At 72.0% G+C, this 16,077-nt stretch carries 13 protein-coding genes; 8 read left to right on the top strand and 5 right to left on the bottom strand.

Translation table 11 applies throughout. From position 1 onward, the window contains the following. Positions 1 to 106 precede the first annotated feature (106 nt). The 5 genes from MTQ01_RS24825 to MTQ01_RS03290 all read left to right on the top strand — a co-directional run bounded on the left by MTQ01_RS24825 (position 107) and on the right by MTQ01_RS03290 (position 6,539). The gene (locus MTQ01_RS24825) at positions 107 to 982 is read left to right on the top strand and encodes a putative RNA methyltransferase (RefSeq protein WP_282613131.1); all 876 of its coding nucleotides are present in this window, start codon (positions 107 to 109) and stop codon (positions 980 to 982) included. Positions 983 to 1,308: 326 nt separating this feature from the next. Next, positions 1,309 to 2,580, top strand: coding sequence for an aspartate kinase (locus MTQ01_RS03275; RefSeq protein WP_247486750.1), 1,272 nt, complete (start codon positions 1,309 to 1,311; stop codon positions 2,578 to 2,580). A gap of 660 nt (positions 2,581 to 3,240) precedes the next feature. Next, positions 3,241 to 3,846, top strand: coding sequence for a SigE family RNA polymerase sigma factor (locus MTQ01_RS03280; RefSeq protein WP_247487698.1), 606 nt, complete (start codon positions 3,241 to 3,243; stop codon positions 3,844 to 3,846). Continuing rightward, positions 3,843 to 5,111 carry a hypothetical protein gene (locus MTQ01_RS03285; protein ID WP_247486751.1) on the top strand — a complete coding sequence of 423 codons (1,269 nt, stop codon included), beginning with the start codon at positions 3,843 to 3,845 and terminating at the stop codon, positions 5,109 to 5,111. The genes MTQ01_RS03280 and MTQ01_RS03285 overlap by 4 nt, the downstream gene beginning before the upstream one ends. A 357-nt stretch (positions 5,112 to 5,468) precedes the next feature. Continuing rightward, positions 5,469 to 6,539, top strand: a complete 1,071-nt coding sequence (locus tag MTQ01_RS03290; RefSeq protein WP_247486752.1) for an SURF1 family protein — start codon at positions 5,469 to 5,471, stop codon at positions 6,537 to 6,539. Here the strand turns inward: MTQ01_RS03290 and MTQ01_RS03295 are convergent. The 3 genes from MTQ01_RS03295 to MTQ01_RS03305 all read right to left on the bottom strand — a co-directional run bounded on the left by MTQ01_RS03295 (position 6,475) and on the right by MTQ01_RS03305 (position 9,206). After that, complete coding sequence (locus MTQ01_RS03295; protein WP_247486753.1) at positions 6,475 to 8,322, bottom strand: prolyl oligopeptidase family serine peptidase; 1,848 nt, start codon at positions 8,320 to 8,322, stop codon at positions 6,475 to 6,477. The two genes, MTQ01_RS03290 and MTQ01_RS03295, sit on opposite strands and share 65 nt — an antisense overlap. A 258-nt stretch (positions 8,323 to 8,580) precedes the next feature. Then, the gene (locus tag MTQ01_RS03300; protein WP_247486754.1) at positions 8,581 to 9,054 is read right to left on the bottom strand and encodes a RidA family protein; all 474 of its coding nucleotides are present in this window, start codon (positions 9,052 to 9,054) and stop codon (positions 8,581 to 8,583) included. Beyond that, the gene (locus MTQ01_RS03305; protein WP_211041531.1) at positions 9,051 to 9,206 is read right to left on the bottom strand and encodes a DUF4177 domain-containing protein; all 156 of its coding nucleotides are present in this window, start codon (positions 9,204 to 9,206) and stop codon (positions 9,051 to 9,053) included. Before MTQ01_RS03305 ends, MTQ01_RS03300 begins: the two co-directional genes overlap by 4 nt. A 43-nt stretch (positions 9,207 to 9,249) precedes the next feature. Between MTQ01_RS03305 and MTQ01_RS03310 the strand changes: the two genes are divergently transcribed. Next, positions 9,250 to 10,245 (top strand): ArsA-related P-loop ATPase, encoded by a 996-nt coding sequence (locus MTQ01_RS03310; RefSeq protein ID WP_247486755.1) that lies wholly within the window; start codon positions 9,250 to 9,252, stop codon positions 10,243 to 10,245. Next, positions 10,242 to 11,603, top strand: coding sequence for an ArsA family ATPase (locus MTQ01_RS03315; RefSeq protein ID WP_247486756.1), 1,362 nt, complete (start codon positions 10,242 to 10,244; stop codon positions 11,601 to 11,603). The genes MTQ01_RS03310 and MTQ01_RS03315 overlap by 4 nt, the downstream gene beginning before the upstream one ends. Before the next feature lie 363 nt (positions 11,604 to 11,966). Here MTQ01_RS03315 and MTQ01_RS03320 read toward each other — a convergent pair whose 3' ends face one another. Next, positions 11,967 to 12,314, bottom strand: coding sequence for a WhiB family transcriptional regulator (locus MTQ01_RS03320; protein WP_374207581.1), 348 nt, complete (start codon positions 12,312 to 12,314; stop codon positions 11,967 to 11,969). Between the two features lie 404 nt (positions 12,315 to 12,718). Here MTQ01_RS03320 and MTQ01_RS03325 point away from each other — a divergent pair, with 404 nt between their 5' ends. Continuing rightward, positions 12,719 to 15,049, top strand: a complete 2,331-nt coding sequence (locus tag MTQ01_RS03325; protein WP_247486757.1) for a transglycosylase domain-containing protein — start codon at positions 12,719 to 12,721, stop codon at positions 15,047 to 15,049. A gap of 380 nt (positions 15,050 to 15,429) precedes the next feature. On the opposite strand, the gene MTQ01_RS03330 is transcribed toward MTQ01_RS03325, so the two are convergent. Then, the gene (locus tag MTQ01_RS03330) at positions 15,430 to 15,885 is read right to left on the bottom strand and encodes a GatB/YqeY domain-containing protein (protein ID WP_211041526.1); all 456 of its coding nucleotides are present in this window, start codon (positions 15,883 to 15,885) and stop codon (positions 15,430 to 15,432) included. Positions 15,886 to 16,077 lie beyond the last annotated feature (192 nt).

Below are 16,077 nucleotides of genomic sequence, written 5' to 3' on the forward strand. Positions count from 1 at the left end.
CTCGAAGTGTGCGCGCTCCTGTTGTCCACAGGGTGTGGACAACAGGAGCGTCGGCCTCCGGTAGCGTCGGCGGTCTTCCATCCGTACGCCGCAGCCGAGGACGATCATGCCCGCAGCCGAACCCGCACCCTCCGCACCGCGCCGCCCCTTCGCGACGCTGGTGTGCCCGCAGTGCGCGGACGAACTCACGCCGCGCGGCGACTCGCTGGCCTGCCCCCGCGGCCACAGCTACGACCTGGCCCGGCAGGGGTACGTCGGGCTGCTCTCCGGCGGTCGCCACGTGCCCAGTTCGGACACGGCCGAGATGGTGCAGGCCCGTGCCGACACGCTGTCCGGCGGCCTCTACTCCCACCTCACCGACGCGCTCGCCCGGCTCGCCGCCGCCCACTGTCCGCCCGACGCCCGGGTGCTGGACGCCGGCACCGGCACCGGCCACTACCTCGCCGCGGTGCTCGAAGCCCTCCCCGGCGCCGTCGGCCTGGGGCTGGACGCCTCCAAGTACGCCGTCCGCAGGGCCGCCCGCGCCCATCCGCGGGCGGGCGCCGCGACCTGGGACCTGTGGCAGCCGCTGCCGGTGCGCACGGGGTCGACGGATCTGCTGCTGAACGTGTTCGCCCCGCGCAACGCGGCCGAGTACCACCGGGTGCTCACCCCGTCCGGGACGCTGCTCGTCGTCACTCCGGCCGACGGTCATCTGGCCGAACTCCGTGAGCCCCTGGGGCTGTTGGCGGTGGCCGAGGCCAAGAAGGACCGGCTGGAACGGAGCTTGGGCGACCACTTCGGGTCCGCGGGTGCCGAGGTCGTCGGCGGACCGCTGTCGCTCACCCGCGAGCAGGCGGTCGGGCTCGTGCTGATGGGTCCCACCGGTCACCATGTGTCGGCTGCCGAGTTGCGCGAGCGCGCCGAGCGGGGACTGCCGGACCGCTGCACCGCCACGACCGCCTTCCGGCTCTCCGTGCACCGCCCCCGCGCGGGGGCGTGACCCCCGCCGGGCCCGGCTCCGGGCCGTCCGCGGCGCGTCGGCGGCACTGTCGGCGGCACTGAGGGACGCCCGGGGGAGCGCGTTCGGGAAACCTGCACGAAAATGGCCGAGAAACCACCGAACCCGTCCACAAGGTCGACGATCACCGCGATGTGACCTCCCTTACGTTCCCGTATGTCTCGCCGATATGGGGGAAGAGGAGTTCGCGGAGCGGGCTCGAATGTCACCCGGTGACAACCGGAGGACGGCATTCATCCGCTCGCTAAACTGAGCCGACCGAGGGCCCCGGCCATGGGCCCGGTGAGACAGAGATACGAGGAGCGCACGTGAGCCTAGTCGTGCAGAAGTACGGCGGCTCCTCCGTTGCGGATGCCGAGGGCATCAAGCGCGTTGCCAAGCGGGTAGTCGAGGCCAAGAAGAAGGGCCACCAAGTGGTGGCCGTGGTCTCGGCGATGGGTGACACGACGGACGAGCTGATCGATCTCGCAAGAGAGGTGTCCCCGATTTCCTCGGGGCGCGAGTTCGACATGCTGCTGACCGCCGGAGAGCGGATCTCCATGTCCCTGCTGGCGATGGCGATCAAATCGCTCGGCCACGAGGCGCAGTCCTTCACGGGCAGCCAGGCCGGCCTCATCACCGACGCCGTGCACAACAAGGCCCGGATCATCGATGTCACGCCGGGCAGGATCAAGGACTCCGTGGACGAGGGCAACATCGCCATCGTCGCCGGCTTCCAGGGTGTGTCCCAGGACAGCAAGGACATCACCACGCTGGGACGCGGCGGTTCCGACACCACCGCGGTCGCGCTGGCCGCCGCGCTGGACGCCGAGTGCTGCGAGATCTACACCGACGTCGACGGTGTCTTCACCGCGGACCCCCGCGTCGTGAAGAAGGCCAAGAAGATCGACTGGATCTCCTTCGGTGACATGCTGGAGCTGGCAAGCTCCGGCTCCAAGGTGCTGCTGCACCGGTGCGTGGAGTACGCACGCCGCTACAACATCCCGATCCACGTCCGGTCGTCGTTCTCGCCGCTGCCGGGCACCTGGGTCAGCAACGAACCGCGAGGGGACCAACCGATGGAGCAGGCGCTGATCTCCGGGGTGGCACACGACACCTCCGAGGCCAAGATCACGATCGTCGGAGTTCCGGACAAGCCCGGTGAGGCCGCGGCGATCTTCCGGGCCATCGCGGACGCCGAGCTGAACATCGACATGGTGGTGCAGAACGTCTCCGCCGCGTCCACCGGTCTGACCGACATCTCCTTCACGCTGCCCAAGACCGACGGGCGCAGGGCCATCGACGCCCTGAAGAAGCAGAAGGAGGGCATCGGCTACGACTCCCTGCGCTACGACGACCAGGTCGCCAAGATCTCGCTCGTCGGCGCGGGCATGAAGACCAACCCCGGTGTCACCGCGACCTTCTTCGAGGCGCTCGCCAACGCCGGCGTGAACATCGAGCTGATCTCGACCTCCGAGATCCGCATCTCGGTGGTCACCCGCCAGGACGAGGTGAACGAGGCGGTGCGCGTCGTGCACACCGCCTTCGGTCTCGACAGCGACAGCGACGAGGCGGTCGTCTACGGCGGCACCGGCCGCTGAGGCACCCGGCCCGGGTGCCGACCGCCGCTCGCGGCGAGCCGGTGCCCGCGCCCGTACGGCGTCAACACCCGCGTACGGCGGCGGCATTGAGCCCGCCGGTCGCACCCCGCTCCGGGGTCCGACCGGCGGGCTCCGCCGTTCCCGGCCCGCTCGCCGCTCCGGAGTCGGGGGTTCCGCGGTCGCCGGGTGTGCGACTTGTGGACACGACTGCGGATTCGACCGCAGAAAGCATCCCCTGTCGGGTTCGGTGGACCCTGAGTGCTATTTCGCATTCGATGGAGACCTTGTGATCAAGTTGTGCTGGGACCGCCTTGATCTGGACCAGCCCTCTGCGTGACGATTTTCCCCCGCCGTCTTCTGCAACCAGTGGTTCCACGGAAGCGTCTTTGCCCCACACTGTCGTAGTCGAGACGCTGGGCCGGCTGTGCCGCACGGTCGCCGATCGACCGGCTGAAACTACTGAAAAAGTGGGGCAATTGAGGAAGAGGCGGTTTCGATGGCTGCGAATACCACGATGCTCGGCGCGAGAGTGTTCACGCCGGCCGCACCGGACATGTCGCATCCGTCACACGCTTCGAGCGGGTCCGCGTACAACCATGACGGGGGGCAGCGTGTCCAACTGGTGTGGCAGAGGCACTGGAACTGGCAGCGGCAGGCCCCATGCGGGCGGCTCGAGCGGTCATGGCGAACGGGATGCCCGTAATCGCGCCGTGGCCCGCCCAGTCGTCGACGGCGTCAGCGCCACGCGAGGGCGCTGACGACGCGATGACTGCGGGTACCACGGTCGACCACCTCACCGAGACATACAGCGCGCACTACCGCTCGCTGCTCGGACTGGCGGCACTTCTGCTGGACGACACGGCCTCCTGCGAGGACGTCGTCCAGGAGGCGTTCATCCGGGTCCACTCCGCGCGCAGTCGCGTGAAGGACCCCGAGAAGACGCTCGCCTACCTCCGCCAGACCGTGGTCAACCTCTCCCGTTCGACGCTGCGCCGACGCATCCTCGGTCTGAAGCTGCTCTCCAAGCCGATGCCGGACATGGCCAGCGCCGAGGAAGGCGCCTACGAGCAGTTGGAGCGCGACGAGTTGAAGCGCGCCCTGCGCGGACTCCAGCGGCGCCAGCGCGAGGTGCTGGTCCTGCGGTACTTCGCCGACATGACGGAGGAGCAGGTCGCCCAGACCCTGGGGATCTCGCGCGGATCGGTCAAGGCGTACGGCTCGCGCGGAATAGCGGCGCTACGCGTAGCGATGGAGACACCGGTATGAGCGAGGACAGGCACGAGCGTCCCGCCGGCGGTCGTCCCGAGGAGCCCGACGAACGTACGCCCGGCACCAGTTGGGCGGTCGGCGGCGCGGACTCCGGGCGTGCCGGAAGCGGCCCGTCCGGTTCCGACGGGGCCGACGCGTACCGCCGGAGCTCCGAGGAACCACCGGCCGGAAGCGACCCCGGCGATGCGCAGGCCGAGGGCGAGGCGCTGCGCCGGATGCTGCACGGCGCTGCCGAGGGGCTGGAGCCCCGCCCCGGCGCGCTGGAGGAGATCCGCCACGCCATTCCCGTACGCCGTGCCCGTCGCCGCAACGCGATGGTGGGCGCGGGCGCTGCCGCCCTGGTCGTCGGGGTGACGCTGCCGCTGATGCAGGCCGGCGTCGTCCCCGGGCCGCTGAACGGCGACAGCCAGAGCAACGCCGCGCACAGCGGACCGGGCGAGAAGTCCGACCCGTACGAGGACGGCGCCTCGGTCGGCGGCGGCCTCGGCGGCGCCGACCAGGAGAGCGCGGACGGTTCGGGTGCCAGCGGGGGCAGTACGGGCAAACCGTCCGGCGACCCCTCGGCAGAGGACTCGGCCTCCCCCAGCGGGGACGGCGGCCCCACCGTGGGCGTGCCCGGCTGCGGCCCCGACCAGCTCGGCAACGGCGACGTCACCGTGGGGGACCCCGACAGCAGGGGCCGCGTCTACGGCTCCTTCGAGCTCACCAACGTCTCCGACCAGACCTGCCGGGTGAAGGGCAGGGACGGGCTTAAGGCCAGCGGCGTCGGCTCGGCGCCCAGCTCCGACCTCCAGGTCCTCGACCACACTCCGGGCGGCCGGGCGACCGAACTGCCCGACCCCTCCGACCAGAACGGGCCGGTCGTCCTGCGGCCGGGCGAGGCGTACCAGGTGAAGTTCGCCTGGATCCCGTCCCCCGCGCGCGGCCAGACCTGCACCCCCAGGGGCGAGGAGCCCGACCCGACCGATCCGCCACCCGGCGGCCCGGGCGGCGGCACCGAGGATCCCGGCGACGGCGGTGACAGCGGCGACGGCGGGAGCGACGGCGGCGACAGCGCGGTCGGCGGCGGGGGAGACGGCGGCGACGCCACCCCCAGCGGCCCCGAGCCGCAGTCCGGCGGCACCGACGGCGGCGACGCCGACAACTCGGCCGTCCTGCTCAACTACACGCCCGCCGCCGGCGAACCGAGCCTGCCCACCGTGCACTTCGACGTCGCCTGCACCGGCAAGGTCTACCGCACGGCTCCGCTCCAGACCTCCTGACCGCCGGACCGCCGGACCGCCTGACCCACAAGTCGCGGACGTCCCGGGGCGACAACCCTCGTGCTCACGGCTCCTGCGGCACGCACCCGTGACCGGGCACGCCCCGGCCCGCGGCGGTACGGCGGTACGGGCGCGACGGCCGTGCCGCGCGGCGACGGTACGGCGCCCCGGGCGCGGCGCGGCGACGCCGGTACGGGCGCGACGCGGGGCATCCGCGGCCCGGCACGCCCCGGCCTGCGCCCGGCCGCGGAACCGTGCCTGCGGCAGGCGCACGCGGCGCTCGGGGACCGGGCGCGGGCGGCGTTCAGCACGGGGGCGGCTCCCGGCCGGCGGGCGGGCACCCGTAACGTTGGCGGTGTGTACCGGTTTCTGCTGACTCCCCGCTGGTGGGCGATCAACCTCTTCCTCGTCACCGCGGTTCCGTTCTGCCTGTTCATGGGCAGCTGGCAGCTCTCCCGCTTCGAGGACAGGGCCGCCGGCCACCGCGAACGGGAGACCCAGACCGAGCAGATCGCCCAGCAGCGCGCGAAGCCGCTGGCGGAGCTGATGCCGGTCGACAAGCAGACCTCGGGCAAGGTCGCCGAGGCGCGCGGCACGTACGACACCGAGAACCAGTTCCTCTCCCCGGGCCGGACGTTGGAGGGCGAGCGGGGCAGCTACGTCGTGACCCTGCTGCGCACCGACGACGGCGGCCCGATCGAGGGCGCCGACGAGGACAGCGAGCGGGTCCTGCCGGTCGTGCGCGGCTGGCTCGCCGGGGAACCGGCACCGGAGGACGTACCGGCGCCGCCGCGCGGCGAGGTCACGGTCAGCGGTGCGCTCCAGTCCTCCGAGACCACCGGCGGCGAGACCGGGCTGCCAGCCGGGCAGTTGGACCGGATCAGCGCGGCCTCACTGGTCAACCTGGTGTCCTACGACGTGTACAACGCCTGGATCACCGTCGTCGATCCCGAGCAGCTGCCGCAGCCGCTGAAGGCGGTGCCGCCGGTGGCGCCGAAGGACACCGGACTCGATCTGAAGGCGTTCCAGAACCTCGGTTACACGGCCGAGTGGTTCGTCTTCGCCGCCTTCGTGGCGTTCATGTGGTTCCGCTTCTTCCGGCGCGAGGTCGAGGTCGCCAGGGACGCCGCGATGGGGATCGTCACCCCGCCGCCGGGCGCCGCGAAGCAGCCCGCACCGACCGGCGCCACGGCCGGCGCGACCTCGGCCGGCGCGACCGCCGAGACTTCGGCCGACACGACCGCCGGCGCGACCGAGGGTTCGGACGGCCCGGGGCCGGAGGCCGCGTCCGGGGCAGAAGACGGCCCGGACGCGGAGGCGGCCGACCGGCCGGAGGGCTCCGACCGGTCGGCGGACGGTGGCGTCAGCGGGCCGAGCGCTCCGGAAGGTGCCGCAGCGCGAAGCTCAGCTCCATCCTCACCTGCTTGATCCGCTCCTCGACCACCAGCGAGCCGTGCCCGGCGTCGTAGCGGTACACCTCGTGCGGGTGGTCGCGCTCCTTGAGCCGGTCGACGTAGTTCTCCACCTGGCGGATCGGGCAGCGCGGGTCGTTGAGACCTGCCGAGATGTACACCGGCGCCCGTACGGCGTCGACGTACGTGATCGGTGAGGACTCGCGGTAGCGCTCGGGCACCTCCTCGGGGCTGCCGCCCAGCAGCGTGCGGTCCATCGCCTTCAGGGCCTCCATCTCGTCGTGGTAGGCCGTCACGTAGTCCGCGACCGGCACCACGGCCAGCCCGACCGCCCAGTGCTCGGGCTGGGTGCCGAGCCCCAGCAGCGTCAGATAGCCGCCCCAGGAGGCGCCCGAGAGCACCAGCCGCTCCGGGTCCGCCAGTCCGCTGTCCACCGCCCACCGCCGTACGGCGTCGACGTCCTCCAGCTCGATCAGCCCGACGCGCTGCTTGAGGGCGTCCGTCCACTCCCGGCCGTAGCCGGTCGAGCCGCGGTAGTTGACCCGTACGACCGCGAAGCCGTGGTCGACCCAGGCCGCCGGGTCGGAGGCGAAGGAGTCGCTGTCGTGGTGCGTCGGCCCGCCGTGCACCTCGAAGATCGTCGGGTACGGGCCCTCGCCCTCGGGGCGCTGCACCAGCGCGTGGATGGTGCCGCCGGGGCCCTCCACCCACGCGTCCTCCACCGGCACCGAGGCCGGCGCCCGGGGGCCGGGCGGGTCGAGCACGACACCGCCGTCGGTGGAGCGCACGACCGGCGGCTCCGCGGCCGAGGACCAGACGTACTCCACCGAACCGTCCGGCCGCGCGCCGAAGCCCGAGACGGTGCCCTTCGGCGTGGGCACCGGGAGCAGCTCACCCGTCTCCGGGTCGAACCGCCACAGCTCGCTGCGCGCCTGGTGGCCGTGGCCGATCAGCAGCGCGCTCCCGTCCGGGTACCACTCGGCACTGACATCACCCGGCAGATCGATGTCGAGCTCGGTGACCTCGCCGGTGCGGGGGTCCCAGACGAGCGGCTCCCAGCGGTTGCGCCGCTGGTGGCCGACGAGCAGCCGGCTGTCGCCCGCCACGGGTGCGAAGCCGAGGACCGCCAGGCCGAGTTCGCGGGTGCCGCCCTCGGTGTCGTCCAGCTCCGCGACGGTCTCGCCGTCCAGGGTGACCACTCGCAGCGCGGAGTGCATCGCATCGCCGTGCTCGGTGTGCTCGATGACCAGCAGATCGCTGTCGTGGCTGAGATCGCCCACGCCCGCCGACTCCTGGTGCCGGTAGACCTCCTTCAACTCGCCGCCGGGGCGCAGCACATGGATCGTGCTGCCGTCGGTGTCGGTGGAGCGTCCCACCACCGTCGTACCGTCCCGGCCGATCGCCAGGCCGGACGGGTAGGAGGGCTCCAGACCCGCGACGGCCGGCTCGGAGGCGCTGTCCCCGGCGGAACCCGAGACGAAGTCCGCGCCCGCGTCCTCCACCGCCGCACCGAACGGCTGGCGGCGCCACACGCCGAACTCGTCCCCGTCGGTGTCGGCGAACCACCACAGCCACTCGCCGTCGGGGGAGAGGGTGCCGAAGGTGGTGCCGTTCGGACGCCGGGTCGCCTGGCGGCGGCGGTCGGTGTCGCGGTCCCAGGTGTAGAGCTCGAAGGTCCCGGTCGCGTTCGAGACGAACAGCGACCGGGACGGCGCGTCCTCGGCCCACTCGGGCAACGAGACGCGGGGGGCGCGGAAGCGCTGCTCCCAGGGCGGAATGGACGAAGTGTCATCGGTCATGCGTCCATTGTGCGGGCCCGGTGAAGGCCACCCGAACCCGCGCCGAGCCCCACTCGCCACAGGCGGCCCGGCAGGCCCCCGAGGCCCCGCCCGGCCCGGGGAGCCGTCCGGGTCCGCCTGACGGGGTGCACCTGACCGGGGTCCGCCCGGCCCGGGGAGCCGTCCGGCTCGGGGCGGTTGACGGCGAGGCGCCCCCGCCGCAGTGCGGCAGAGGCGTCGTACCGACGGCGGTCCGCGCCGCAGGGGCGCGGCGCCGGGTCAGTCGGCCAGCTCGACCTGGAGCTCGACCTCGACCGGGGCGTCGATCGGCAGCACCGCGACACCCACCGCGCTGCGCGCGTGCACGCCCTTCTCGCCGAGGACCTCGCCCAGCAGCTCGCTCGCGCCGTTGAGCACACCGGGCTGACCGGTGAAGTGCGGTGCCGAGGCGACGAAACCGACCACCTTGACGACCCTGGCGATCCGGTCCAGGTCCCCGACCACGGACTTCACCGCGGCGAGGCCGTTCAGCGCGCAGATCGCGGCCAGCTCCTTGGCCCGCTCCGGCGAGACCTCGCTGCCGACCTTGCCCGTCTCCGCCAGCTTGCCGTCCACCAGCGGCAGTTGGCCCGCGGTGTGGACATACGTCGGCGAGGTGCCGGTCGTCACCGCCGGCACGTAGGACGCCAGCGGCGCGGAGACCTCGGGAAGGGTCAGGCCCAGCTCGGCCAGTCGTGCCTCGACGGCACTCACTGCTTGGCCCGCTTGAGGTAGGCCACCAGCTGCTCCGGGTTCGGGCCCGGCACGACCTGGACCAGCTCCCAGCCGTCCTCGCCCCAGGTGTCCAGAATCTGCTTCGTGGCGTGTACGAGCAGCGGCACGGTTACGTACTCCCATTTCGTCATGGTCAGAGGGTAGACGGTGCCGGACCGTGGTTAGGCTCGCAGGGTGAGCAGGCTCCATGTGGTCACCGGCAAGGGCGGCACCGGCAAGACGACGGTCGCCGCGGCACTCGCGCTCGCCCTCGCGGAGGAGGGCCGGCGCACGCTCCTCGTCGAGGTCGAGGGGCGCCAGGGCGTCGCCCAGCTCTTCGAGACCGAACAACTGCCCTACGAGGAGCGGCGGATCGCCGTGGGCCCGGGCGGCGGCGAGGTGTACGCGCTGGCGATGGACCCGGAGCAGGCGCTCTACGACTACCTCCAGATGTTCTACAGGCTCGGCGGCGCGGGCCGGGTGCTGCGCCGCGTCGGAGCCGTCGACTTCGCCACCACCATCGCCCCCGGCCTGCGCGACGTGCTGCTGACCGGAAAGGCGTGCGAGGCCGTCCGACGCCGTACCCGATCCGGTGAATTCCGCTACGACGCGGTGGTCATGGACGCCCCGCCCACCGGCCGCATCACCCGCTTCCTCGGAGTGAACGACGAGGTGGCGGGCCTGGCGCGGGTCGGCCCGGTGCACAACCAGGCGCAGGCCGTGATGCGGGTGATCAAGTCGCCGGAGACCGCGGTGCACCTGGTGACGCTGCTGGAGGAGATGCCGGTGCAGGAGACCGCGGACGGCATCGCGGAACTGCGCCGCGCGGGCCTGCCGGTCGGCTCCGTACTGGTCAACATGGTCAGCCGGCAGCGTTCCGGCCTGCTGCCCCCGGACTTCGACCCCGCCCGGTACGCGGCCGGTGCGGGACGCACGGCGCTGGCGAAGGCGTTCGCCACGGCCGGCCTGGGCGGCGCCCGACGGGGCGGCAAGGCCGACCGGCTGGTCGAACCGCTGCTGCGGGAGGCGGCGGAGCACACCGCCAGGGTGGCGACCGAGGCCGAACGCCGAGCGGAGGTCGCGGACTTCGGGCTGGACACCAAGGAGTTCGAGATGCTGACCGAAGGAGTGGACCTGGCGGGGCTCTACACGCTCGCCGAGCGGCTGCGGGAGCAGGGGGTGCCGCGATGACCCTCAAGGAGCCGCCGGCGCTGGAGATCGACCCGCTGATCGACGACCCCGGAACCCGGATCGTCGTCTGCTGCGGTTCGGGCGGAGTGGGCAAGACCACCTCCGCCGCCGCGCTCGGGGTTCGCGCGGCCGAACGCGGCCGGAAGGTCGTCGTCCTCACCATCGACCCGGCACGCCGGCTGGCGCAGTCGATGGGCCTGACCGAGCTGGACAACACCCCGCGCAGGGTCGCCGGCATCGACGAGTCCCTCGGCGGTGAACTCCACGCCATGATGCTCGACATGAAGCGCACCTTCGACGAGATCGTCGAGGCGCACGCGGACCCCGAGCGGGCCCGCGCGATCCTGGACAACCCCTTCTACCAGTCGCTCTCCGCCGGCTTCGCCGGAACCCAGGAGTACATGGCGATGGAGAAGCTGGGGCAGCTGCGCGGCCAGGAGGTGTGGGACCTGATCGTGGTCGACACCCCGCCCAGCCGCTCCGCGCTGGACTTCCTGGACGCGCCGAACCGGCTGGGCTCGTTCCTCGACGGCAGGCTGATCCGGGTGCTGACCGCGCCGGCCAGAGCGGGCGGGCGCGCGGGCATGCGCTTCGTCAACCTCGGGATGAGCGGGCTCTCCGCGGTGACGGGAGTCCTCGGAAAGGTGCTGGGCACCGGACTGTTGAAGGACGTGCAGACCTTCGCCGGTGCGATGGACTCGATGTTCGGCGGCTTCCGGCAGCGCGCCGAGGCCACCTACCGTCTGCTCCAGGCGCCGGGCACGGCGTTCGTCGTGGTGGCCGCGCCCGAGCGGGACGCGCTGCGCGAGGCGGCGTACTTCGTGGAGCGGCTCGCAGCGGACCGGATGCCGCTCGCGGGGCTCGTGCTGAACCGGGTGCACGGCAGCGGCGCGGACGGCCTGGGTGCCGAACGGGCCCTGGCCGCAGCGGAGTTGCTCCAGGAAGCCGCGGACACGTCCCACCCGCCCGAGGCGCCCCCGAAGCCCGGTGCGTCCGCGGAGCCCGGTGCGCCCGCGGAGCACGGTGCGTCCGGTGCGGAGCCCGATCCGGCGCGCACCGACGGACCGGCGGACGAGGACGGTCCGACGCGTACGGCGGACACGGCACGTGCGGCGGACACGGCGCGTACGGGGCCGGTGGCTGTGGAGGCGTACGCGGCGGGGCTGTTGCGGCTGCACGCCGAGCGGATGCGGGTGATCGCACGTGAGCGGCGCACCAGGGACCGCTTCACCGCGCTGCATCCGCAGGTACCGGTGGCAGTGGTGCCGGCGCTGCCCGGCGATGTGCACGACCTGACGGGCCTGCGCGAGGTGGGCGAATGCCTGGCGGACCAGTCACCGGCCGACCGGGCGCCCTGAGAACCGCCGTCTGGTCTCCGGCCGGCCGTCGTCGGCCGGGCCGCCTCTGCCGCCCACGCGGCAACCGACCAGGGGCGTACGCCCAGCGGTCGTTCAGCCGACGGCGCTTCGCCGGCCGGCCGTTCGCCCACCAGCCGTTCGCCGGCCGGTCGTTCGGCGGCGCTCTGCCGACGGTGGCGTGGCGCTCGCCGCTCGTTCCGGCCGCACTCCGCACGGCCACACCACCCGTCCGTGCCCGGCGACGGTTCGTACCCGACACCGGTTCCTACGCGACACCGGTTCCTACGCGACACCGGTTGGTACCCGGCCCGCGGCCGCGCCCGACGGGGGACGTGCACGAGGGCCGGTGCTCCGGTGTCGGGGTCAGCCTGCCGAGGCCGCGACCTGTGGAACGTCCTCCGCCGCGCAGGCCTCGTCGAAGGGCACGGCGTACCCCTCGTACTCGGCGCGGGCCGTCTCCAGGAGTCGGCGCCAGGAGGTCACCGTCGGACGTCGGCGCAGCAGGGCGCGTCGTTCCCGCTCGGTCATACCTCCCCACACGCCGAACTCCACGCGGTTGTCGAGGGCGTCGGCCAGGCACTCGGTCCGCACCGGACATCCGGTGCACACCGCCTTCGCCCTGTTCTGTGCCGCTCCCTGCACGAATAGTTCGTCCGGATCTGTCGTACGGCAGGCTGCCTGCGTACTCCAGTCGGTAACCCAGCTGCTCATTTGCTGGTGCCGTCCTCTCCCGATTTGAGGCTCCCCCACGGCGACTAACGGCATATGCACCGTCGCCAGTTGAGGACGTTACGGAAAGCGAGCAACTGACAACACCCCCGACCGGCCCAATCTTGAATGGCCCGATCGGACTATGGGTGCGCGACAGATCACCCAACGGAGTGAGTGCGAGGCGCGCCCAACTGCAGGCTCATATCGGACAGTTGGGGCACAAGGCCCCGGTCGGCGCGCGTGGGTGACGGGAGTGCGGTCGCTGAAGAGCGACAATTCGGTACAGCTCTCATCACTCACTGGAGTGACACGAAGAGACGTACGAGGCGACCCCCGGACGTGTACGCCAGAGTAGGCGAGCTGACGCACCTCTGTCCGGCGATTGAGAACGTAGGCTTGCGAACATGGCTAACAAGCGCTCCGGCGGCGGACTGTCGCCGACCCAGCAGGCGGCGAAATTCCTGGGCGTCAGCGTGCTGGCCGGCGCCGTGGCCGCGGGCATCGCGCTCCCCGCGGTCGGTGCCATCGGCCTCGCCGCGAAGGGCACCGCGGACGGATTCGGCGACATCCCCGCCGTGATGAAGCAACCGGCGCTCAGCCAGAAGACCCGAATCCTGGACTCCGAGGGCGGGTTGATCGCCGACGTCTACTCCCGCAACCGCACGGTCGTCCCGCTCGAGGACATGTCCCCGTGGATGCGGAAGTCGATCATCGCCATCGAGGACGCCCGCTTCTACCAGCACGGAGCCGTCGACCTCAAGGGCGTGCTGCGCGCGCTCAACCGCAACGCCCAGTCCGGCGAGGTGTCCGAGGGCGCGTCCACCCTCACCCAGCAGTACGTGAAGAACGTCTTCGTCGAGGAGGCCGGCGACAACGCGGACAAGGTCGCCCAGGCCACCAAGCAGACGATCGGGCGCAAGATCAAGGAGTTGAAGTACTCCATCGAGCTGGAGCAGGAGCTCTCCAAGAACCAGATCCTGGAGAACTACCTCAACATCACCTTCTTCGGTCAGCAGACCTACGGCGTCGAGGCGGCCTCCCAGCGGTACTTCTCCAAGCCCGCCAAGGACCTCGAGGTCCAGGAGGCCGCGCTCCTCGCCGGGATCGTGCAGTCGCCCAGCCGCTACGACCCGATCAACGACGAGGCGGAGGGCCTCAAGCGCCGCAACGTCGTGCTGGGTCGACTGGCGGCCAACGGGGACATCAGCCGGGCGCAGCTCGCCAAGCTCAGGGAGACCCCGCTCGGCCTGAAGGTCAGCACCCCGCGCAACGGCTGCATCACCGCCGAGATGGACGCGGGCTTCTTCTGCGACTACGTCCGCCAGCAGTTCCTCACCAACGAGGCGTTCGGCAAGACGGACAAGGAGCGCGCCGACCGCTGGCGCGAGGGCGGGCTGACGATCCGTACGACGCTCTCGCCCAAGGCCCAGAAGGCCGCCGGCGAGGCCGCCACCGGCAAGGTCAACAAGGAGGACGAGGTCGCCGCCTCCGTCGTCTCGGTCGAGCCGGGCACCGGGCGCATCCAGTCCATGGCCCAGTCCCGCCCGTACGGCACGGACCCGAACCAGCACGAGACCGTGCTGAACCTCGCGGTCGACAACACCATGGGCGGGACGACACTCGGGTTCCAGGTCGGCTCCACCTTCAAGCCGATCATCGCCGCGGCGGCGCTGGAGAAGGGCGTCAACCCGGCGGACACCTACAGCAGCCCGTGGAAGACCGAGTTCGACAACGCCGACTTCCGCAACTGTGACAACTCCCGCTACGGCACCGGGAAGTACAGCGTCCAGAACGAGCGCAAGGACATGTCCGGCACCTGGGACATGACCAGTGCGCTCGGCAAGTCCGTCAACACCTACTCCATCGACCTGCTGCGCAAGACCGGCATGTGCGAGACGGCGAGGATGGCGACCGGGATGGGCGTGCGCTCGGGCACCGGCAAGCAGCTCGAGCCCAAGCCCTCCATGGGCCTCGGCGGCCTGGAGAGCACCCCGCTCCACATGGCCAACGCCTACGCCACCTTCGCCAACCGCGGCACGTACTGCACGCCGGTGGCCATCGAGAGCGTCACCGATGCCAAGGGCAACCAGCTGCGCCCGCCCAAGACGCAGTGCAGCAGGGCGATGTCGGAGAAGACCGCCGACTCCGTCAACCAGATGCTCAAGGGCGTCGTCGAGGACGGCACCGGCGCCACCGTCGGCCTCTCCGGCCGGGACAACGCGGGCAAGACCGGCACCACCGAGCGCCGCCGCGACGCCTGGTTCGTCGGCTACACACCGAACCTGTCCACCGCCGTGTGGGTCGGTTCCGACGGGGCGCAGCGCGTCGAGATGTTCAACCTGACGATCGGCGGCCGGTTCTACGACAAGGTCAGCGGCAGCGGACTGCCGGGCCCGATCTGGCGCGCGGCGATGACCGGCGCCCTGGACGGCGCGGAGAAGCCCAAGTTCGAGTCGATCAAGGTCCCGCGCGGCGACAAGGACAAGGACGACGACGGCGACGACGGCGATGACGAGGGCGACCGGCGGGAGCGCGACGACAACCGCCCGCCGGACCGTCCGCGCCCGCCCGGCATGATCGGCGGCGGCGACTCGGGCGGCGACAACGGCGGCTGGATCGGCGGCGGCGACGGCGGTGGAAACGGCGGCGGTGGCTGGATCGGCGGCGGCGACGGAGGTGGCGGCTGGATCGGCGGCGGCGACTCCGGCGGCCCCGGCTGGCCCGCCCCCCGCTGACCGGCCGCGGCTGCCGGCGGGTCGCTCCCGCGACCGGTCCGGCCCGGGCGGCCGAGGAGTCACCGGCCCGGGCGGCCGAGGGGCAGGAGCGTGGAGGCAGACAGAAGGAGGGGCCTCCTCTCACCAACCAGTGAGAGGAGGCCCCTCCTCAATTCTTCCCGCAAGCGGGGTCTCCGCCCCGCCGAGCGCACCCGTCGTACGAGGCGTCCGCCGTACGCGACCGTGCGGCCCGTGCGGTGTGCGGCGCACGGTGCGTCCGCGGCCGTGCCGTACTGTCCCTGCCGCAGGCGGCGTACGCGGCCGGTCGTCCGTACCTGCGTCCGTACCTACGGGCCCGGAGTGCGCGGCGGCGGAACTCCCGTGCGGTGCGCGGCAGTCGGTCAGCCCGCGAGCGCCCGCTTCACCGCGGCGGCAACGCGACCGCCCTCGGCCCGCCCGGCGACCTTGGGGTTGACGATCTTCATGACCGCGCCCATCGCCTTCGGCCCCTCGGCGCCGGACTCCGCCACCGCGTCCGCGACCAGGACGTTCAGCTCCTCGTCGGTCAGCTGCTGCGGCAGGTAGGCGGCGAGCACCTCGTGCTCGGCCAGCTCGCGCGTCGACTGCTCCTCGCGACCGCCGTCCGCGAAGGCCTTCGCTGCCTCGCGACGCTTCTTCGCCTCTCCGGCGATCACCTTCTGCACCTCGTCGTCGGTGAGTTCACGGGCCTCGGTGCCCGCCACCTCCTGCTTGGTGATCGCGGTGAGCGTCATCCGCAGCGTGGCGGAACGGAGCTCGTCGCGCGCCTTGATCGCTGTGGTCAGGTCGTCCTGGAGTGTGGACTTGAGCGTGGTCATGGCGGTCAGTCTGCCAGCAGCCGCCCGAACGGCGTTACCGATATACCGCCCGGACCCCGCCGCCGGCCGTAGCTCCGCGACCGTCCCCGGGTCCGTCCCCGCGCTCCGTTCCCGCGCTCCGTCACCGCACTCCGTCACCGTCCGGCGCGGCTCCGGGCCGTCCGCACCGGTCGTTCCGTCGCCGTCCCGGCC

This window comes from Streptomyces sp. XM4193, assembly GCF_023072595.1.
Taxonomy (GTDB): domain Bacteria; phylum Actinomycetota; class Actinomycetes; order Streptomycetales; family Streptomycetaceae; genus Streptomyces.

What these genes read in the sequence shown, in the direction of transcription:
- MTQ01_RS24825 (WP_282613131.1), top strand. Translation starts at nt 107, where the DNA reads ATGCCCGCAGCCGAACCCGCACCCTCCGCACCGCGCCGCCCCTTCGCG.
- MTQ01_RS03280 (WP_247487698.1), top strand. Translation starts at nt 3,241, where the DNA reads ATGCGGGCGGCTCGAGCGGTCATGGCGAACGGGATGCCCGTAATCGCG.
- MTQ01_RS03285 (WP_247486751.1), top strand. Translation starts at nt 3,843, where the DNA reads ATGAGCGAGGACAGGCACGAGCGTCCCGCCGGCGGTCGTCCCGAGGAG.
- MTQ01_RS03295 (WP_247486753.1), bottom strand. Translation starts at nt 8,322, where the DNA reads ATGACCGATGACACTTCGTCCATTCCGCCCTGGGAGCAGCGCTTCCGC.
- MTQ01_RS03305 (WP_211041531.1), bottom strand. Translation starts at nt 9,206, where the DNA reads ATGACGAAATGGGAGTACGTAACCGTGCCGCTGCTCGTACACGCCACG.
- MTQ01_RS03315 (WP_247486756.1), top strand. Translation starts at nt 10,242, where the DNA reads ATGACCCTCAAGGAGCCGCCGGCGCTGGAGATCGACCCGCTGATCGAC.
- MTQ01_RS03320 (WP_374207581.1), bottom strand. Translation starts at nt 12,314, where the DNA reads ATGAGCAGCTGGGTTACCGACTGGAGTACGCAGGCAGCCTGCCGTACG.
- MTQ01_RS03325 (WP_247486757.1), top strand. Translation starts at nt 12,719, where the DNA reads ATGGCTAACAAGCGCTCCGGCGGCGGACTGTCGCCGACCCAGCAGGCG.
- MTQ01_RS03330 (WP_211041526.1), bottom strand. Translation starts at nt 15,885, where the DNA reads ATGACCACGCTCAAGTCCACACTCCAGGACGACCTGACCACAGCGATC.